Consider the following 18712-nt stretch of genomic DNA (forward strand, 5'->3'; position numbering starts at 1 on the left):
CTCGGCGACCCGATGCGCCTCGCTCACCAGCGGCTGCAGCTTGGCGATGAAGCGATCGACCGCACCGCCGAGCGCCTGGATCTCGTCGCCCTGACCGAGATTAAGCCGCCGGGTCAGATCGCCCTCCCCTGCCGCCAGGTCATCCAGCGCCCGCTGCAGCACCGCGATCCGGCGCAACACCCGCTGCCCCAGCACCAGGGCCACCGCCACCACCATGACCACGCCGACCAGAATCAAGCCCAGGGCGATCTGCCAGCGCAACGCCGACGCCATGGCGGCCACCGTCTCGCCCGCGTTGCGACTCATCGCCAGGGCGACCTGACGGGTGCCTTCCAGCCGGCTGGACAGGGTCGCGGCGCTGCCCTTGGCCGCCTCCGCCACGCTGGCGGACACCAGGCCGCCGGCATCGTCGATCAGGGTCTTGAAACGCTTATCCAACTCGGCGCCGGTCCGGGCGATGGACTGGGTGGAAAACCCCACCACCACCTTGCCGATCTCCACGCCATTGGGACTGATGGAGGCATCCACCCGGTACACGGAAGGATCGCGGGTGGCCGCATCGAGCACCTTGGCCAGGGCCCCTTCTCCTTGGCCCGCCGCGAGCAGACGAGAGACACGCTCATCCTGACGGTTGAGATAACGCGTCAGGTTCTGGCCTTGAGCATCCTGGAACACCACGAAGAGTACGTCGGGATTGTTCTGGGCACGCCGGGCCAGATCGGACAGCGCCGGCACATCGGCATCCCACATGGCCTTGGGTGAGACACCCGCCAGCAGCTCCGCCAGATTCTGCGCATTGCTCTTCAGGGTGTCGGTCAGGGTATCGCCTACCTGCTGCCGCTCACGAGCCAGCCGCTGCTCCAGCCCTTCCGCCAGCCGGGTACGCGTCTGCCCCGCCAGTTCGGCGAGACTGCCATCCACCTCGCCACCGGCCTGCCGCAGGGTCTCGGCCAGTCGCTCGGATTCACCGGAAAGACGCTGCGCCAGCCCCAGCTGCAGGTCCCGTACCGCGCCCTGGGTCAGCCATACCGCCAAGGCGACCTGGATGACCACCGCCAGCAAAAGACTGATGAATACCGGCAGCAGCAGACGACTGCGCAGCAGCGAAAAGAGGAACGACATGGAAATCTCCAGCGGCAAATGACGTTACAGGCTGTCGGCCAACTCCGAGCGAGCTGGAGCGATAGTGATCAGTTGTCGTAGCAATATGCTGGCCATTTTGGACCAATGGCCATTCCAGAGCACCGGTCGTCATGGGTGCCTCCAGAAAGCGAAAAGCCCCGCGAGGCGGGGCTTTTCGGGATGCATCCTTTTAGCGCACTCAGGCGAAAGGATGACGCAGCACGATGGTTTCCTTGCGGTCCGGACCGGTCGACACGATATCGATCGGCGCCCCCACCAGCTCGGCGATCCGGCGGATGTAGGCCTGGGCATTGGCCGGCAGCGCCTCGATGCTCTGGGCGCCCACGGTGGATTCGCTCCAACCCGGCAGGTCTTCGTAGATCGGCTGCAGACCCGCATAGCTGTCGGCGTCGGTGGGCGCCTCGGTCAGCAGGTTGCCGGCGGCGTCCCGGTAGCCGGTGCAGATGCGCACGGTTTCCAGGCCATCGAGCACGTCCAGCTTGGTCAGGCAGAGACCGGAGATGCTATTGATCTCGATGGAGCGACGCAGGATGACCGCATCGAACCAGCCGCAACGACGCGGACGGCCAGTCACCGAACCGAATTCATGCCCCTGCTTGGCCAGGTAGGCACCGGTCTCGTCGAACAACTCGGTCGGGAAGGGACCGGAGCCAACGCGAGTGGTGTAGGCCTTGGTGATGCCGAGGATGTAGTCCAGGTACAGCGGACCCACGCCAGAACCGGTCGCCACGCCACCTGCGGTGGTGCTGGAGCTGGTGACGAAGGGATAGGTGCCGTGATCGATGTCCAGCAGGGTGCCCTGGGCGCCTTCGAACATCAGGTTCTCGCCGGCCTTGCGCAGCTCGTGCAGGCGACTGACGACATCCATCACCAGCGGCTGCATGACCTTGGCGTGCTCCATGGCCTCGTCGTAGGTCTTCTGGAAGTCCACCGGCGGCTCGTTGAAGTAGTTCTGCAGGACGAAGTTGTGATAGTCCAGCACTTCCTTGAGCTTGGCGGCGAAACGCTCGGGGTGGAACAGATCACCGACGCGCAGACCGCGACGGGCGATCTTGTCTTCGTAGGCCGGGCCGATACCGCGACCGGTGGTACCGATCTTGGCTTCGCCACGGGCCTTTTCACGTGCCTGGTCCAGGGCCACATGGTAGGGCAGGATCAGCGAGCAGGCCGAGCTGATGCGCAGCCGCTCGCGCACCGGGACGCCACGGGCTTCCAGCTCGCCGACCTCCTTGAACAGGGCCTCCGGCGAAAGCACCACGCCATTGCCGATCAGGCACTGGGTGTCGGCACGCAGGATACCCGAGGGAATCAGCCGCAGGATGGTCTTCTGACCATCGATGACCAGTGTGTGACCGGCATTGTGGCCGCCCTGGTAACGCACCACGGCAGCGGCCTGGTCGGTCAGCAGGTCCACGATCTTGCCCTTGCCCTCATCACCCCACTGGGTGCCCAGGACGACGACGTTCTTACCCATAACCTTATCCCCTGTCAGGAAGATTTCTGTCGGCCAGGCCGACGATGCTCACGTTCACCCGGATGCCAGATCCGGTGCTTAGGAATTCAAGGGCACCACGACCCAGGCGCCCTGCTGCTCGACCAGACGGCGGTCGCAGCCGGCGCTGCGCAGCTGGCTTTCGCCCTCGAGGCTGGTGGCCTGGACCACCCGCTCACCGCGGGCCCGCAGGTCACGCACGAGCTGCCAGAGTACCGGCGAATGCCCGGCCGGCGCCCAGATCCCGCGGCGCGGCTCCTCGAGCACGGCGGTGCCCAGCTCGACGAGGGTTTTCAGATCGGTGGAGAAGCCGGTGGCGGGCCGCGACCGGCCGAAGTCGGCGCCGATGTTGTCGTAGCGTCCGCCCTGGGCGATGGACTGGCCGGTACCCGGGACGAAGGCCGCGAAGACCACGCCGGTGTGGTAGTGATAACCACGCAGCTCGCCCAGATCGAAATACAGGGGCACGTTCGGGAAGCGGCTCTGCAAGGACTCGGCCAGGGCGACCAGTTCATCCAGCGCCTGCATCACCGCCTCGGGCGCACCAGCCAGGCGCTGCCGGGCATGGTCGAGCACGGAGGCATCACCACTCAGTTCGACCAGGGCGCGCAGCCAGCCACGCTCGGCCGCGGGCAGGGCCGCGGTCAACTCATCGATCTCATCGACGGCCTTGCGTTGCAGGGCATCGAACAGCGTCTGCTCGCCAGCACCGGACACACCGGCAACCTGGCACAGACCGCGATAGATGCCGACATGGCCGAGGTCCATATGCACATCGGGCACCTGGGCCTGCTCGAGCACGTCGAGCATCAGGCTGATGACCTCGAGATCCCCTTCGCTGCCCGGCACGCCATAGAGTTCGGCGCCGACCTGAATGGGACTGCGCGATGTCGACAAGGCCCGCGGCCGGGTATGCAGCACGCTGCCGGCATAGCACAGGCGGCTCGGACCATCGTGCTTGAGGCTGTGGGCGTCCATGCGCGCGACCTGGGGCGTGATATCGGAGCGGAAACCCATGAGGCGGCCGGAGTTGGGATCGGTCACCTTGAAGGTGCGCAGCTCCAATTCCTGAGCCGCGCCGGTGAGCAGCGATTCCAGAAATTCCAGGTGCGGGGTGATGACGAACTCGTAGCCCCAGCAGTGGAACAGCTCCAGCACCCGCCGACGGGCACCTTCGATGCGCGCCGCGTCAGGCGGCAGGATTTCCTCGATACCGTCAGGCAGCAGCCAGCGGTCTACCGTAGCCATTAGGCCTCTTCTCCATGTCATGGATCGGCACGCGGCTACCGAGGTCGGCGCTGGAGACTTCGCGAGGAAGTCCGGCCGCCGGATCGAGCCGCTCTGCCGTGGATTGCTACCCGGATCAGCCAGGGCGTCGCCCTTCCACGGGTTTCGTACGGACGCAAAAAAGCCGGGGATGGCCCCGGCTGATTCATGATAACACGAAAAAATCGGCGATCGGGGATGAACGACGAGCGAAGTCTAGCTGCCGTTCATCCCGTTCTTCACTGCCCAGGGTTCTGGAAATACTTGAAGAAATCGCTCTTCCCATCGAGTACCAGCACATCGCTCTTGCTGGAGAAGCTGGAGCGATAGGCTTGCAGACTCCGATAGAAGGAGAAGAACGCCGGATTCTTCGAGTAGGCCTGGGAGTACACCTGGGCCGCCTGGGCGTCACCGGCACCGCGCGCTTCCTCAGCCTGGCGATAGGCTTCGGCGAGGATCACGCGGCGCTGACGATCGGCGTCGGCACGGATGCCCTCGGCCAGCTCGCGACCCTTGGCCCGATGCTCGCGGGCTTCCCGCTCGCGCTCGGTGCTCATCCGCTCGTAAACGCTGCGGCTGACTTCCTTGGGCAGGTCGATGGCCTTGATGCGCACATCCACCACCTCGATGCCCAGCTCCTGGTTGGCCATGCGATTGAGCGACGCGGTCAGGTCGCCGACCATCGAATCGCGCTCGCCAGACACCACCTCGCTCAGGGTACGACGCCCGAACTGGTCGCGCAGCCCGGACTCCAGACGACGCAGCAGGCGCTCGTCGGCGATCTGCTTGAGGCCAGAAGTCGCCGTGTAGTAGCGCTCGGGGTTGGCGATACGCCACTTGGCGTAGGCGTCCACCATCACCGCCTTCTTCTCCAGGGTCAGGAATCTCTGGGTCGGGGTGTCGAGGGTTTGCAGGCGGGCATCGAACTTGCGCACCCGGTTGACGTAGGGAATCTTGAAGTGCAGGCCGGGCTCCAGATTGGGCTCGACCACGCGACCGAAGCGCAGCATGACGGCGCGATCGGTTTGCTTCACCACGAACAGACTGCTCCAGGCACCGAGACCCAGCAGGACCACGACGATCAGCGCGGCCAGTGATTTATTGCTCATCAGCGGCTCTCCCTGGTACGCGTTTCGGTGGACTGCGGCAGATTGCGAATGACCGAGGCGGCCGTATCGCTGGACGCCGCCGGGGCGGCACCACTGCTGATGGCCGACGTCGGCGCCGGCGCACGGTTCTGCATCAGCTTGTCGAGCGGCAGATAGAGCAGGTTCTGACCGGGCTGACCGGTGATCAGCACCTTGCTCGACTGGCCGAGCACCTCCTGCATCGTCTCGATGTACAGACGCTCGCGGGTCAACTGCGGATTGGCCGCGTACTGGACTGCCAGCTGGCTGAAGCGCGAGGCATCACCCTGGGCACGGGCGACGACTTCATCGCGGTAGCCATTGGCTTCCTCGATGATGCGCTGGGCCGCACCGCGAGCCTCGGGAATGACGCCGTTGGCATAGGCCTCGGCCTGGTTCTTCTCGCGCTGCTCGTCTTCCCGGGCGCGGATGACGTCGTCGAATGCTTCCTGGACTTCGCGCGGCGCCGAGGCGCTCTGGATGTTCACCTGGGTTACGGTGATGCCGGTGCCATAGCTGTCGAGGATGCGCTGCAGACGCTCGCGCACCTGGGTCGCCACCTGCTCGCGACCGTCGGTGAGCAGCTGGTCCATGGTGGAAGAGCCGGCGACATGGCGCAGGGCGCTGTCGGTAGCCTGCTGCAGACTGACCTCGGGCTGATCGACGTCGAGGACGAAGTCCTTGAGGTTGGTGATGCGGTACTGGACCGTCAGCGGCACCTCGACGATGTTCTCGTCCTGGGTCAGCATGGCGCCCTGCTTGCTGTAAGCGCGCTCACGCGTGACGTTTTCCTGGTACTTGGTCTCGAACGGCGGGAAGTAGATGTTCAAGCCAGGACCGACGGTCTCGTAGTACTTGCCGAAGCGCAGGATCACTGCCTGCTCCTGCTCGTCCACCACGTAGACAGCGTTGTATAGCCACAGCGCCGCGAGCAGCAGCAGGCCGAGCAGGATCAGGCTCTTGCCGCCGCCTGAACCGAGGCTATCGCCGCCACTGCCACCGGAGCGCTTCTTGCCGCCGACCAGGCGATTGATACGGTCTTGAAACTTGCGCAGGGCTTCGTCGAGGTCCGGAGGACCCTTGCGTCCACCATTGCCACCGCCGCCACCGTTGCGTCCGCCCCAGGGGTCTTGATTATTCGAGTTGCCACCGGGCTCGTTCCAAGCCATAGCGCTCTCCCTACTGATAACGCGAAAACGCGCCGAAATGGCGCGTCGACCAATGCTACCGGATGGTCCCCGCCCGAACAAAAGCGCCGAGCAGGGGTTTATTGCAAAACATGTTGCTGGATAAAGACTTCCGGCTCTTCACCGGCCCGGCTGAGCAGTCGATTGAGTTCGGCGCGGGGTACTCGTACAGACAACAGGATGTTGCCTTCGTCGTCGTGGTCATCGCTTTGCACCACGCCCAGGTCGAACAATTGCGCCCGCAGGCGAGCATAGCGTTGCGGGAGGCGCAGCACCCCAACGAAAAGATCCTCACCGAGCAGCTCGGCGATGGCCTGACCGACCAGCTCCAGTCCCTGGGCATTGCGTGCCGATACCCAGACCCGGATCGGGCGACCGGTCTCGTCGTCACGCTGGATATGGGGCTCGACCCCGTCGAGCAGATCGATCTTGTTGTAGACCTCCAGCATCGGCAATTCGTCCGCGCCGATTTCATGCAAGACCGCCTCGACCTGCTGGATCTGCAACTGGCGATCCTCTTCGTGGGCATCGATCACGTGCAGCAGCAGGTCGGAGTTGCTGGATTCCTCCAGCGTCGCGCGGAAGGCTTCCACCAACTTGTGCGGCAGGTGGCGGATGAAGCCTACCGTGTCAGCGAGCACGATCGGCCCCAGATCCGGCAGCTGCAAACGCCGCAGGGTAGGATCGAGGGTCGCGAACAGCTGATCAGCCGCATAGACGGTGGATTCGGTGAGACTGTTGAACAGGGTGGACTTGCCGGCGTTGGTATAGCCGACCAGGGAGACCGCGGGGATCTCGGCGCGACGGCGGCCGCGGCGTGCCTGTTCGCGCTGGCTCAGCACCTTGTCCAGGCGCTGGCGGATCTGGCGGATCCGTATCCGCAGCAGCCGGCGGTCGGTTTCCAGCTGGGTTTCACCCGGACCACGCAGGCCGATACCGCCCTTCTGGCGTTCGAGGTGGGTCCAGCCGCGAACCAGCCGGGTGCTCATGTGCTCGAGCTGGGCGAGTTCCACCTGTAGCTTGCCCTCGTGGGTGCGGGCACGCTGGGCGAAGATGTCGAGAATCAGACCGGTACGATCCAGCACGCGGCACTCGAAGGCTTTTTCGAGGTTACGTTCCTGACTGGGCGTGAGGTCGTGATTGAAGATGACCAGGTCGGCTTCGTTGGCGTGCACCTGATCGTGCAGCTCCTCGACCTTGCCGGTACCGATGAGAAAACGCGCGGTCGGCTGGCTGCGGTTCACCGTGACGAATGCCACGGTTTGCGCCCCCGCCGACCGCGCGAGTTCGAGAAACTCCTGAGGATCTTCGCGCGCCTCGGGATGCAGGCCTTCTAAATGGACCAGAATGGCCCGCTCACCGCCTTCATGACGCTCGAAGAACAACAGGGCGCTCCTCTTGTGATTTATTCGCTATCCGACTCGCTCGTCTCAGAGCTGGGCAGACGGACCGGACGGCTCGGCACCACGGTGGAGATCGCGTGCTTGTAGACCATCTGGCTGACGGTGTTCTTGAGCAGGATCACGAACTGGTCGAAGGACTCGATCTGACCCTGCAGCTTGATGCCGTTGACGAGGTAAATGGAAACCGGAACGCGCTCTTTACGCAGGGTGTTCAGGTAAGGGTCTTGTAGCGAATGCCCTTTTGACATCGTGTCGCTCTCCTAAGAAATGAAAATATGCTCTGGCGACATGCCAGCTTCCGCTGCCCACCATGGACACGCGGACAAAAAACGATCAGCTGCGGTGCGATATGGAGACGCCGGCGAGGCATTTCAAGATCCGTGGCAGATTGTCACAGGCCAGGCTGTCGAACGTCTGCGCGGCGGGCCAGCCACGCAACCAGGTCAACTGCCGCTTCGCCAACTGCCGCGTCGCCGCGATACCACGCGCCACCATTTCTTCCCGCGTACATTCCCCGTCGAGGAACTCCCAGACCTGACGATAGCCCACGGATCGCATGGAGGGCAGACCCAGATGCAGATCGGCACGGTCACGCAAGGCTGAGACTTCGCCGACGAGGCCCTGTTCCAGCATCAGCTCGAAGCGCTCGGCGATCCGCGCATGGAGCACGTCGCGACGACCGGGCGCCAAAATCAATTGGACGACAGTATAGGGCAATTGTGTCTGGGGCGCGCCGTTGGAATCGGTATTGGCACGCATTTGCAGCGCGCGGTGCTCGGTCATCGAGCGGCCACTGACGCGAAACACCTCCAGGGCCCGCAGTAGACGCTGGGGGTCGTTGGGGTGGATGCGCGCGGCGGACACCGGATCGACCTCGGCCAGCAGCCGATGGATCTCGCCCCAACCGGCCTGGGCCGCCAGCGCCTCGATCTCGGCGCGCACCGCGGGATCGGCGCTGGGCATGTCGGCCAGGCCTTCGAGCAGGGCCTTGAAGTAGAGCATGGTGCCGCCCACCAGTAGGGGAATGCGTCCGGCCGCGGTGATCTCGGCCATGGCGGCCAGGGCATCGGCACGAAATTCAGCGGCGGAATAGCTTTCCGCCGGATCGCGGATATCCACCAACCGGTGCGGATGGGCCGCCAGCAACTCGGCGCTGGGCTTGGCGGTGCCTATGTCCATGCCGCGATAGATGAGCGCCGAATCCACGCTGATCAGCTCGATGGGCAGCAGTTGCGCCAGTTCGATGGCGAGATCGGTCTTGCCGGACGCGGTCGGCCCCATGAGGAAGATGGCGGGCGGCAGGGGGGCGGTCATGATGAATTCTCGAAGGGCGCCGCGCGAGGGCGCGGCGGGACGGTCAACGACCGCGCAGGAAGAGTTTATCCAGGTCGTCCAGACTGAGCTGGGCCCAGGTGGGACGACCGTGGTTGCACTGGCCGCTGCGCTCGGTGGTTTCCATGTCGCGTAGCAGGGCGTTCATCTCCGGCAGGGTCAGCCGCCGGTTGGCCCGTACCGAGCCGTGGCAGGCCATGGTCCCGAGCAATTCGTTCAGGTGCGCCTGGATACGGTCGCTGGTGCCGTACTCCAGCAGATCGGCGAGTACGTCCTGCACCAGCCGCGCGGCCTGGGCCTGCTTGAGCAGCGCGGGAATCTGGCGGATCGCGAGGGTCTCGGGAGCGAGGCGCTGCAATTCGAAGCCGAGACGCTCGAACCACTGGCCATGCTCTTCGGCGCAGTCGGCCTCGCGCTCGCTGACCGCCAGGGACTCGGGCACCAGCAGCGGCTGGCCGCGCAGGCCTTCGCTGGCCATGGCGACCTTGAGGCGCTCGTAGGTGATGCGCTCGTGGGCGGCGTGCATGTCCACCAGGATCAGCCCCTGGGCGTTCTCGGCCAGGATGTAGATGCCCTTGAGCTGGGCCAGGGCGTAGCCGAGCGGCGGCACGTCGCCCTGCTCCGCCGGCAAGGGCGCAGGCTCGGCGCCCTCCGGCAGCGGCGCGAAGAAGGTCTTGTAGGCGTTCTGGACCTCGGCCACGGGCGCCCCGGAATAGGGCTGTGGCGTGGGACTGTAGCGTGGGGCGCCACCCGAGCCGCCGCCACTAGCGAAGGGCTGGGCAGGCGGCGCAGGGCTGTCGTGCAGCACGGCAGCGGCCAGGCGCATCTCGCCCTGGGGACCGAATTCGCCCGCGGCCGGACCGCTCAGCGGCGCTGGAGTGGTAGGCGCCACCACGGCGAGCTGGTCGTCCGGACGGATATCGCCCAGGGCGCGATGCAGGGTGCCGTAGAGGAAGTCGTGCACCTGGCGGCTGTCGCGGAAACGCACCTCGTGCTTGGTGGGATGGACGTTGACGTCCACCGTCGCCGGGTCCAGTTCGAGGAACAGCACGAAGGCCGGATGGCGACCGTTGTAGAGAACGTCGCGATAGGCCTGGCGCACGGCGTGGGCGACCAGCTTGTCACGCACCATGCGGCCGTTGACGTAGAAGTACTGCAGATCGGCCTGGCTACGCGAGAAGGTCGGCAGGCCCACCCAGCCCCAGAGACGCAGGCCGCCGCGCTCGATGTCCACCGGCAGCGCCTGTTCGAGGAAGGCCGGACCGCAGACCGCGCCGACCCGTCGTCCCTGGCTCTGGGGGTCACTCGCCGGATGCAGGGCGAGGACGCTCTTGCCGTTGTGGCGCAGGTGGAAGCCGACGTCGAAGCGCGCCAGCGCCAGGCGCCGCACCACTTCCTGCAGGTGATCGAATTCGGTCTTTTCGGCGCGCAGGAACTTGCGCCGCGCCGGGGTATTGAAGAAGAGGTCGCGCACCTCCACCGAGGTGCCTTGGGGATGGGCGGCGGGCTGTACCCGGGGCTGCATCTCGCGGCCCTCGGTTTCCACCTGCCAGGCCTGGTCTTCGCCCAGGTGGCGCGAGGTCAGGGTGAGGCGCGACACCGAACTGACCGAGGCCAGGGCTTCACCGCGAAAGCCCAGGCTGGCGACGCTTTCCAGTTCGTCCAGGTGGTAGATCTTGCTGGTGGCGTGGCGCGCCAGGGCCAGGTGCAGGTCATCCGCCGGGATGCCATGGCCATCGTCGCGCACCCGCAGCAACTTGACGCCGCCCTGCTCCACCTCGACGTCGATGCGTCGGGCACCGGCGTCCAGGCTGTTCTCCAGCAACTCCTTGGCCACCGAGGCCGGTCGTTCGACCACCTCGCCGGCGGCGATCTGGTTGGACAGCCGCGGACTGAGCAGTTGGATGCGCCGGGGTTCAATCATTGCTGGCCGCCAGTTCGTGGGTGGGAATGGTCAAGACCTGGCCGGAACGGATGCGGTCGCTTTTTAGCCGGTTGGCGGCACGCAGGGTGGACAGGTCGACGTCATAACGGCGGGCGATCAGGCTCAGGCTTTCACCGGGCTGCACCCGATGCTGGTCGGCGCCCCGCACGTTGCCAACCTTGCCACCCCGCTGCTCCCGTTGCCAGGCCAGATAGGTGCCTGGCGGCGGCCGGTGCTGGAAGTATTGCACGATGCCGGCCTGGATCTGCCGGGCGAGCAGCCCCTGGTGCGCCGGACTGGCGAGCTTGGCCGATTCGTTGGCGTTGGTGATGAAGCCGGTCTCCACCAGGATCGAGGGGATGTCCGGCGACTTGAGCACGACGAAACCAGCCTGTTCCACCCGCGAATGCAGCAGTTTGGTAGCGCGCCCGACCTGGCCGAGGATGGTCTGGCCGACCTCCAGGCTGGAGGCCACGGTGGCGGTCATGGACAGGTCCAGGAGCACGCCGGCGAGCATGGGATCCTTGTTGTCCAGGGCATCGGAGACGCCGCCGACCTGGTCGGAGCGGTTTTCCGCATCGGCCAGCCAGCGCGCGGCCTCGGAGGTGGCGCCGCGCTGGGACAGGGCGAAGACGGTGACACCCTCGGCGCTGGCGCTGGGCGCCGAGTCGGCATGGATGGAGATGAACAGGTCGGCGCCCTTCTTGCGGGCGATGATCTGCCGCTGGCGCAGCGGGATGAAGTAGTCGCTGGTACGGGTCAGCTCGGCGCGGAAGCCCTTCTGCCGGTTGAGATTGGCCTGCAACTGCTTGGCGATGGCCAACACCACGTTCTTCTCGTACAACCGGCCGCGGCCGATGGCGCCTGGGTCTTCACCGCCATGGCCGGGGTCGATCACCACCACCACGTCGCGCTTGCCACTGGGAACGGCCGGCAGGCGCGTCGCCGGCTGGGCCGGGGTCACCGGAGTGGCCGGCAGGTTGGGGGTGACGGTGGCCGGGATGTCACTGGTGGCCGGATCGGTGCCCTGGTCGTAAAGGTCGACCACCAGGCGATTGCCATATTCCTTGTTGGGCGCCAGGGTAAAGCTCTTGGGCGTCAGGGCACCCTTGGTGTCCAGCACCAGGCGCACCTCGCCGGGCGAGCGCTGGGCCGCCCGCAGGCCGGTGATGGGAGTATTGCGCAGCGGCTTTTCGCTCAACCCACCGGCGAGCTGGGCGCCGGACAGGTCGATGACGATGCGATCCGGGGCACTGAGGGTGAAGACGCTGGCCTTGACCGGACCGGTGAGGTCGAACACCAGCCGGGTGTTGTCGGGCGCACGCCAGACGCGCATGCCCTTGATCTGGGTGGCGGCCAGCAGCTGACTGCTGAGGATCAACAACAACAGGCCGAGTCCCGACCTGAGAAAACGCTTGCGCATGCCTGCGACCGTATAGCTGGAGAACGAAGGATCAGCGCCTAAGACTGTCTGAAAAGTCGCCGACTGAGCGCAGGCATCTTTCGAACGAGCCTTAAGGCGCGAGGGCGGCGCACCAGGCCTCGCCGTGAACACCTTGGCCAACCAGGCGCAGGTCACGGCCGTCGGCGCGTGGCGTAATGGTAATGTCCAGGTCCGGCTTTGGCAAAAAGCCCTGGCCGCGCTCGGGCCATTCCACCAGGCACAAGGCCTCGGGTGTGAAGTAGTCGCGAATCCCCATGAATTCCAGCTCTTCCGGATCGGCCAGACGGTAGAGATCGAAGTGATAGACCGCGCCGCTGGTCAGTTCATAGGGCTCGACCAGGGTAAAGGTGGGACTCTTGACCGCCCCGGCGTGACCAAGACCACGCAGTATGCCGCGCGACAGGGTGGTCTTGCCGGCCCCCAGATCGCCGTGCAGATAGAGCACGCCGCGACCGCTACTGGCCTGGGCCAGGCGGGCACCGAGGGCGTACATGGCGGTTTCGTCGGCGGCGTGCAGGGTCAGTTCAGGCATGGCTGGAGTTCCTCGAGCAACTGGCTGGCGACCGGGGGCAGATCGCTGGCGGCGAGACCGCGGCCCTGGCGACCCAGCTCGGCGCCGGCCCGCCCGTGCAGCCAGGCGCCCAGGCAGGCGGCTTCGAAGGGTGGCAGGCCCTGCCCCAGCAGGGCGGCGATGATACCGGTGAGGATATCCCCCAGGCCACCGGTAGCCATCGCCGGATGCCCTTCGCCGCACAGCGCCATGCGGCCGTCCGGATGGGCGATCAGGGTGCCGAAGCCCTTGAGCAGGGCCACGCCGCCGTAGCGCCGGGCCAGTTCGCGGGCGCTGCCGGGACGATCGGCCTCGATGTCCTTGATCGACACAGCGAGCAGTCGCGCCGCCTCGCCCGGATGGGGCGTCATCACCCAGGGCCCGCGTGGCGCCTCGATCACGCCAGCGGCCAGCAGGTTGAGGGCATCGGCGTCCCATACCTGAGTCGTCTCCAGGGTCGCGGCAGCGCTCGCCAAGGCCCGCCCCCAGGCACCCTGCCCCAGCCCCGGACCGACGGCCAGCACATCGGCCTTCTTGGCCAGCTCCAGCACGGCGAAACTGGAATGCACGCCGGCGACCATGACCTCGGGGCGCCGAGACAGCACCGCACTGACGTTGGATGGCCGGGTCGCCAGGCTGAGCATGCCGGCGCCGCAGCGCAAGGCCGCCTCGCTGGTCATGATGGCTGCGCCACCGGTGCCTTCATCGCCGCCGATCACCAACAGGTGACCGTATTGCCCCTTGTGGGCATTGAGCGGTCGCTTGGCCAGGCGTGGCAGGTTGCCGGGCGCCAGCCGCTGGGCGGTGGCGTGGGCGGGATTCTGCGGTTCCTCCATCAACGGCTCGAACACCAGGCTGCCGACGTGATCCGGCCCCTTGCCGGTGAACAGGCCGAGCTTGAGGCCGATGAAGGTGATGGTCAGATCGGCGCGCACCAGGGCGCCTGCCGCGGCCCCGGTATCGGCGTCCAGTCCGGAAGGCAGGTCGATGGCCACCACCGGCAAGTCACTGGCGTTGATCCGTTCGATGGCCGTGGCATAGGGCTCACGTGCCGCCCCCTTGAGCCCGGTCCCCAGCAGGGCATCGACCACGACTCCCTCCAGTGGCGCATCCGCGCGCCAGGGCTGGATATCCACCCCGGCGGCCAGGGCTTCGGCATGGGCCAAGGCGGCATCGCCGCCGAGCCCGGCCGGGTCGGCCAGGTACCAGACCCGCGCCTGCCAACCGGCCTTGCGCGCCAGGCTGGCGACCAGATAGCCGTCACCGGCATTGTTGCCCGCACCCGCCAGCACGCAGAGCGACCCGGCATGGGGCCAGCCATGGCGCAACGAGCGCCAGGCCGCAGCGGCGGCGCGGCGCATCAACTCGAGGCCGGGCAGGCCACCGGCGATGAGTTGGGCGTCGAGATCCCGCACCTGCTGGGCGCTGTAGAGCTGGAACGGCAGTTCGTCGTGCATGCTGGGAAAGCCTCCGGAGTCTGGCAAAATAGGCGGCCCTCCTGCCATGCGCCTTCCTGTCGATGTCCGCTGTCGCCCTCGATCTCGCCGCCCTGGCCGACCTCATCAAAACCTGGGGTCGGGAATTGGGATTTCAGCAGACCGGCATCGCCGGCCTGAATCTGGCACGTCACGAGGAACATCTGGAGCGCTGGCTGGCCGCCGGTTTCCATGGCGAGATGGACTATATGGCCGCGCACGGCAGCAAACGTTCGCGACCGGCCGAACTGGTGCCCGGCACGCTCAGGGTGATTTCCCTGCGCATGGATTACCTGCCCGGCGATACCCGCATGAGCGAGCGCCTGGCGGACGGTGGCGCCGCCTACGTCTCGCGCTACGCCCTGGGCCGCGACTACCACAAGCTGATCCGCAAGCGCCTGCAGCACCTGGCCGAGCGCATCCAGGGCGAGATCGGTCCCTTCGGCTACCGCGCCTTCGTCGACAGCGCGCCGGTGCTGGAAAAAGCCATCGCTGAACAAGCTGGCCTGGGCTGGATCGGCAAGAACACCCTGGTGCTCAACCGCAAGGCGGGCAGTTGGTTCTTCCTCGGCGAACTCTTCGTCGACGTGCCCCTGCCGGTGGACGAGCCCACGCCACGCGACCACTGCGGCACCTGCCGTGCCTGCCTGGACATCTGCCCCACCCAGGCCTTCGTCGGCCCCTATCAGCTCGACGCCCGCCGCTGCATCTCCTACCTGACCATCGAGTTCAAGGGCTCCATTCCCCTGGAGCTGCGCCCGCTGATCGGCAACCGGGTGTTCGGTTGCGACGACTGCCAATTGGTCTGCCCCTGGAATCGCTTCGCCAAGCCTACCGCCGAAGGCGACTTCCAGCCGCGCCATAGCCTGGACAGCGCCAGCCTGGCCGAGCTCTTCCGCTGGACCGAAGCCGAATTCCTCAGCCGCACCGAAGGCTCACCGCTCCGCCGCGCCGGCTACGAGCGCTGGCTGCGCAACCTGGCGGTGGGCCTGGGCAATGCCCCGACCAGTATCCCGGTAGTGGAGGCGCTGAAGCTGCAGCGTGACCATCCCTCACCACTGGTACGCGAGCATGTGGAATGGGCACTGGAGCGGCATGCCCAGGACTAGTGGGGCTCGTCGTCGTACCTAAAGGTCGGCATCTGCCAATTGAATCTGAGCGCCAGCAGGCGCAGCAGCAAGCCGGCGCTGAGGGTTATCAGCAGCGCCTGCTCCTCGCTCAGACACTGGCGGCAGAGCAGGTAGCAGCCGGCGGAAAGCACCGCCACGCTGGCGTAGAGTTCGCGCCTGAGGATCAGGGGGACGTCGTTGCAGAGGATGTCGCGCAGGATGCCGCCACAGGTGCCGGTGAGGGTACCGCTGACGATGACGATGACCGGACTCAGGCCCATCTCCAGGGCCACCTGGCAGCCGATCACGGTGAAGGCGACCAGACCCAGGGCATCGAGTACCAGGAACAGCTGGCGCAGATGGCGCATGACCCGAGCGATGGCCACGGTGGCCAGGCCAGCGCCAGCGGTGAGCGCCAGGTACTCCGGATGCTTGACCCAACCGAGCGGGTAGTGCCCGAGCAGGACGTCGCGCACCGAGCCGCCGCCCAGGGCGGTGACGCTGGCGATCAGCGCCACGCCGAACAGGTCCATGCCACGCCGCCCGGCTGACAGGGCGCCGGTCATGGCCTCGGCGGTGATGGCCACCAAGTAGAGGATGGACAGCAGCACGGATGCCGGGCCGTCAGACCTTGATGAAGTGCTCGCGGTAGTGGCGCAGCTCGGCGATGGAGTCGCGGATGTCGTCCAGCGCCAGGTGGCTGCCGCTCTTCTTCACGCCGTCGCGGACGTGGGGCGCCCAGCGCGCGGCCAGCTCCTTGAGGGTGGAGACGTCCAGATTACGGTAGTGGAAGTAGGCTTCCAGCTCCGGCATGCGGCGATAGAGGAAGCGACGATCCTGGCAGATGCTGTTGCCGCAGATCGGCGACTTGCCCTTGGGTACCCACTGCCGCAGGAACTCCAGGGTCAGGGCCTCGGCCTGGGCGGTGTCGATGGTGCTTTCACGCACCCGCTGAGTCAGCCCCGAGCCACCGTGCTGACGGGTATTCCACTCGTCCATGCCGGCCAGGACCTCGTCCGACTGGTGGATGGCCAGCACCGGTCCCTCGGCCAGCACATTGAGATCGCTGTCGGTGACGATGGTGGCCATCTCGATGATCACGTCCCGATCCGGATCCAGGCCGGTCATTTCCAGGTCGATCCAGATCAGGTGCTGCGGATTGGGGGTGGTCATGGTGAACTCCTTGATGAAGGCGCCAGTGTAGCAGTGCGCCTGCCGCTCACCTACCGACGCCAGAGCAGCAGACGGCTGCCGCGTAGGTCACCCACTTCGTGGACGGCATCCGCCGGCTGCCCAGGAATCTCGAAGGTATTGCTGATCAGCCAGCTGCCGGCGCGCAGTTCCTGGCGAGCCTTCTCGCCCAGACGCGGCATGGGCGCCGGCGAGAGAAAGCAGTAGACGACCTCGAACTCGCCCAGCTCCATCCGCCAGAGGTCGCGATAGCGCACCTGGCAGTTGCGCCGCGGCAGGCAACGCAGCCAGGCCAGGGCGAAACTCAGCGGTGCCGTCTCCACACCGACGAAACTGGCCTGCGGAAAGCGCCGGGACAGATCGACCAGGGTGTCGCCAAGGCCGCAGCCGAGGTCGACGAACCTGAAGGTCGGCTCCCGCTCGGCGAGCAGCCCGGCCAGCCGATCGCGGGTCTGGCGGCCGGTGAGATAGAGCGGTACCCGCTCGCGCAGGCTGTTCCAGTTCAGCAGGAGCAGCAGCAGGAAGCCCAGCGCGGCGATGCCCGCCGAGAGGCCGCGCCCGCTGACCAGATAGAGCGCCGGGGCGAACAGCAGGTTGATGAACACCCACCAGCGCGCCAGCCCGAGCAGTTCGCCTAGCAGGGCCGCCAGCACTGCCTGTAGGCAAACCAAGGCCAGCAGCGAGGGGCGTTGGCCGGCGAAGCTGGCCCAAAGCCGCAGACCGACGACGGCGACCACCAGGGCGGCCAACTGCACCAATACGGCCAGCAACAAGGGATAGCGCGAGGCGAGATGGGCCAGCATGGCGGCTCCAGGGCGACGAGGTGCGCCAAGTTTAGGTAATCCGCGAGAGGCGGCCAATGCTAGACTCCTCGCCCCTGAAACCCGCGGACATCCCATGGCCAAACGCCACCTGACCCGTCGCCAGAGCTGGCGGATCGAGAAAATCCAGACCGAGCGCGCCGCCCGCGCGGAAAAACGCGAGTCGAAGCTGATCGAAGAGCTCGAGGGCGGCGACCTGGGACCGGAACAGCAGGGCCAGGTGATCGCCCATTTCGGCGTCCAGGTGGACGTGGAAGATGGTGACGGCCAGCTGCAGCGCTGCCATCTGCGCGCCAATCTGCCGACCCTGGTCACCGGTGACCAGGTGGTGTTCCGCGCCGGCGTCCAGGGCAATGGCGTCATCGTCGCCCAATTGCCACGCCGCTCGGAGATCTGCCGGCCGGACATGCGTGGCCAGCTCAAGCCGGTGGCGGCCAACGTCGATCGCCTGGTGATCGTCTTCGCCCCGCTGCCCACGCCCCACGCCAATCTCATCGACCGCTACCTGGTGGCAGCCGAGCACGCCGGCATCCAGCCGTTGCTCCTGCTCAACAAGGCCGACCTGATCGACGAGCACAACGGCCCGGCGCTGGATGAATTGCTGGGCATCTACCGCGAACTGGACTATCCGCTATTGGAGGTCTCGGCCCACAATGGGCTGAGCATGGACCAACTCAAGAGCGCCCTGGACGAGCACGTCAGTGTCTTCGTCGGTCAGTCGGGCGTGGGCAAGTCGTCGCTGGTCAACGCCTTGCTACCCGGTGTCGATACGCGCGTCGGTCCGTTGTCGGAGTTGACCGGAAAGGGCACCCACACCACCACCACCGCACGGCTCTTCCACTTTCCCGATGGCGGCGATCTGATCGACTCGCCCGGCATCCGCGAATTCGGCCTGAGCCACGTCAGTCGCGACGATGTCGAGGCGGGTTTCAAGGAATTCGGCGACTATCTGGGCCACTGTCGCTTCCGCGACTGCCAGCACGAGCGCGAGCCCGGTTGCGCCCTGCTCGCCGCCCTGGAACGCGGCGACATCCATCCGCAGCGGATGGCCAGCTATAGGCATATCCTGGCTAGCCTGGAAGGCGAGCCGCGCTACTAGAGCCTGTTAAAAGGCTGCTGCGCGTCGGCCAAACGGCGTTGAAAAGCCCCTGGATCGCCAGCCCGGCCGGAATGCTCATTTACCATCTGTAAACCCGAGCGCGGGTCCGATCCGCTTCCTCAGGTCTTTTCGCGGGGCCGCCCAGGCCT

General features: G+C 66.3%; 16 protein-coding genes and 1 pseudogene. 2 read left to right on the top strand and 15 right to left on the bottom strand.

All coding sequences use genetic code 11. The features are described from left to right. Positions 1-45 precede the first annotated feature (45 nt). The 12 genes and pseudogenes from CCZ28_RS25125 to CCZ28_RS13535 all read right to left on the bottom strand — a co-directional run. Positions 46-1122, bottom strand: a pseudogene (locus CCZ28_RS25125) (HAMP domain-containing protein); the annotation flags it as partial. 199 nt (positions 1123-1321) lie between these two features. Then, positions 1322-2617: an adenylosuccinate synthase gene (locus tag CCZ28_RS13485; protein ID WP_058779907.1), complete on the bottom strand. Its 1296-nt coding sequence runs from the start codon at positions 2615-2617 to the stop codon at positions 1322-1324. A gap of 78 nt (positions 2618-2695) precedes the next feature. Then, the gene (locus CCZ28_RS13490) at positions 2696-3883 is read right to left on the bottom strand and encodes an ATP phosphoribosyltransferase regulatory subunit (RefSeq protein ID WP_140218797.1); all 1188 of its coding nucleotides are present in this window, start codon (positions 3881-3883) and stop codon (positions 2696-2698) included. Positions 3884-4140: 257 nt separating this feature from the next. Further along, a complete protein-coding gene (hflC, locus tag CCZ28_RS13495) occupies positions 4141-5010 on the bottom strand; it encodes a protease modulator HflC (protein WP_140218799.1) in 870 nt (289 codons plus the stop codon). Next, positions 5010-6197: an FtsH protease activity modulator HflK gene (gene hflK / locus CCZ28_RS13500; protein WP_140218801.1), complete on the bottom strand. Its 1188-nt coding sequence runs from the start codon at positions 6195-6197 to the stop codon at positions 5010-5012. Before hflK ends, hflC begins: the two co-directional genes overlap by 1 nt. Positions 6198-6295: 98 nt before the next feature. Further along, positions 6296-7600, bottom strand: coding sequence for a ribosome rescue GTPase HflX (gene hflX, locus CCZ28_RS13505; protein WP_140218803.1), 1305 nt, complete (start codon positions 7598-7600; stop codon positions 6296-6298). Between the two features lie 20 nt (positions 7601-7620). Continuing rightward, positions 7621-7866 (bottom strand): RNA chaperone Hfq, encoded by a 246-nt coding sequence (gene hfq, locus CCZ28_RS13510; protein ID WP_007161156.1) that lies wholly within the window; start codon positions 7864-7866, stop codon positions 7621-7623. A gap of 85 nt (positions 7867-7951) precedes the next feature. Further along, positions 7952-8932, bottom strand: a complete 981-nt coding sequence (gene miaA / locus CCZ28_RS13515; protein ID WP_140218804.1) for a tRNA (adenosine(37)-N6)-dimethylallyltransferase MiaA — start codon at positions 8930-8932, stop codon at positions 7952-7954. A gap of 43 nt (positions 8933-8975) precedes the next feature. Then, positions 8976-10874: a DNA mismatch repair endonuclease MutL gene (gene mutL, locus CCZ28_RS13520; RefSeq protein WP_140218806.1), complete on the bottom strand. Its 1899-nt coding sequence runs from the start codon at positions 10872-10874 to the stop codon at positions 8976-8978. Continuing rightward, entirely contained in the window at positions 10867-12297 is a 1431-nt protein-coding gene (locus tag CCZ28_RS13525; RefSeq protein ID WP_140218808.1) for an N-acetylmuramoyl-L-alanine amidase, read from the bottom strand. The genes mutL and CCZ28_RS13525 overlap by 8 nt, the downstream gene beginning before the upstream one ends. Positions 12298-12388: 91 nt before the next feature. Then, positions 12389-12850 carry a tRNA (adenosine(37)-N6)-threonylcarbamoyltransferase complex ATPase subunit type 1 TsaE gene (tsaE, locus tag CCZ28_RS13530; RefSeq protein ID WP_140218810.1) on the bottom strand — a complete coding sequence of 154 codons (462 nt, stop codon included), beginning with the start codon at positions 12848-12850 and terminating at the stop codon, positions 12389-12391. Continuing rightward, positions 12838-14325 carry an NAD(P)H-hydrate dehydratase gene (locus tag CCZ28_RS13535; protein ID WP_140218812.1) on the bottom strand — a complete coding sequence of 496 codons (1488 nt, stop codon included), beginning with the start codon at positions 14323-14325 and terminating at the stop codon, positions 12838-12840. The genes tsaE and CCZ28_RS13535 overlap by 13 nt, the downstream gene beginning before the upstream one ends. 62 nt (positions 14326-14387) lie before the next feature. On the opposite strand from CCZ28_RS13535, the gene queG reads away from it, so the two are divergent. Next, positions 14388-15452, top strand: a complete 1065-nt coding sequence (gene queG / locus CCZ28_RS13540; protein WP_140218814.1) for a tRNA epoxyqueuosine(34) reductase QueG — start codon at positions 14388-14390, stop codon at positions 15450-15452. On the opposite strand, the gene CCZ28_RS13545 is transcribed toward queG, so the two are convergent. Genes CCZ28_RS13545 through CCZ28_RS13555 form a run of 3 tightly spaced genes read right to left on the bottom strand, consistent with a single transcriptional unit; the run spans position 15449 to position 17446 of the window. Further along, complete coding sequence (locus tag CCZ28_RS13545; protein WP_240795294.1) at positions 15449-16060, bottom strand: trimeric intracellular cation channel family protein; 612 nt, start codon at positions 16058-16060, stop codon at positions 15449-15451. The two genes, queG and CCZ28_RS13545, sit on opposite strands and share 4 nt — an antisense overlap. A 16-nt stretch (positions 16061-16076) precedes the next feature. Next, positions 16077-16625 carry an oligoribonuclease gene (gene orn / locus CCZ28_RS13550; RefSeq protein WP_140218818.1) on the bottom strand — a complete coding sequence of 183 codons (549 nt, stop codon included), beginning with the start codon at positions 16623-16625 and terminating at the stop codon, positions 16077-16079. A 50-nt stretch (positions 16626-16675) separates the two neighbouring features. After that, on the bottom strand, positions 16676-17446 hold the full coding sequence (locus CCZ28_RS13555; protein ID WP_140218820.1) for a class I SAM-dependent methyltransferase: 771 nt from the start codon (positions 17444-17446) through the stop codon (positions 16676-16678). A gap of 94 nt (positions 17447-17540) precedes the next feature. Between CCZ28_RS13555 and rsgA the strand changes: the two genes are divergently transcribed. Continuing rightward, a complete protein-coding gene (gene rsgA / locus CCZ28_RS13560) occupies positions 17541-18563 on the top strand; it encodes a small ribosomal subunit biogenesis GTPase RsgA (RefSeq protein ID WP_140218822.1) in 1023 nt (340 codons plus the stop codon). The last annotated feature ends 149 nt before the right edge of the window (positions 18564-18712 follow it).

This window comes from Pseudomonas oryzihabitans (assembly GCF_006384975.1).
Lineage (GTDB): Bacteria > Pseudomonadota > Gammaproteobacteria > Pseudomonadales > Pseudomonadaceae > Chryseomonas > Chryseomonas psychrotolerans_B.

Coding starts and splice junctions, on each gene's coding strand:
- CCZ28_RS13485 (WP_058779907.1), bottom strand. CDS start 2,617: ATGGGTAAGAACGTCGTCGTCCTGGGCACCCAGTGGGGTGATGAGGGC.
- CCZ28_RS13490 (WP_140218797.1), bottom strand. CDS start 3,883: ATGGCTACGGTAGACCGCTGGCTGCTGCCTGACGGTATCGAGGAAATC.
- hflC (WP_140218799.1), bottom strand. CDS start 5,010: ATGAGCAATAAATCACTGGCCGCGCTGATCGTCGTGGTCCTGCTGGGT.
- hflK (WP_140218801.1), bottom strand. CDS start 6,197: ATGGCTTGGAACGAGCCCGGTGGCAACTCGAATAATCAAGACCCCTGG.
- hfq (WP_007161156.1), bottom strand. CDS start 7,866: ATGTCAAAAGGGCATTCGCTACAAGACCCTTACCTGAACACCCTGCGT.
- miaA (WP_140218804.1), bottom strand. CDS start 8,932: ATGACCGCCCCCCTGCCGCCCGCCATCTTCCTCATGGGGCCGACCGCG.
- mutL (WP_140218806.1), bottom strand. CDS start 10,874: ATGATTGAACCCCGGCGCATCCAACTGCTCAGTCCGCGGCTGTCCAAC.
- CCZ28_RS13525 (WP_140218808.1), bottom strand. CDS start 12,297: ATGCGCAAGCGTTTTCTCAGGTCGGGACTCGGCCTGTTGTTGTTGATC.
- tsaE (WP_140218810.1), bottom strand. CDS start 12,850: ATGCCTGAACTGACCCTGCACGCCGCCGACGAAACCGCCATGTACGCC.
- CCZ28_RS13535 (WP_140218812.1), bottom strand. CDS start 14,325: ATGCACGACGAACTGCCGTTCCAGCTCTACAGCGCCCAGCAGGTGCGG.
- queG (WP_140218814.1), top strand. CDS start 14,388: ATGTCCGCTGTCGCCCTCGATCTCGCCGCCCTGGCCGACCTCATCAAA.
- orn (WP_140218818.1), bottom strand. CDS start 16,625: ATGACCACCCCCAATCCGCAGCACCTGATCTGGATCGACCTGGAAATG.
- CCZ28_RS13555 (WP_140218820.1), bottom strand. CDS start 17,446: ATGCTGGCCCATCTCGCCTCGCGCTATCCCTTGTTGCTGGCCGTATTG.
- rsgA (WP_140218822.1), top strand. CDS start 17,541: ATGGCCAAACGCCACCTGACCCGTCGCCAGAGCTGGCGGATCGAGAAA.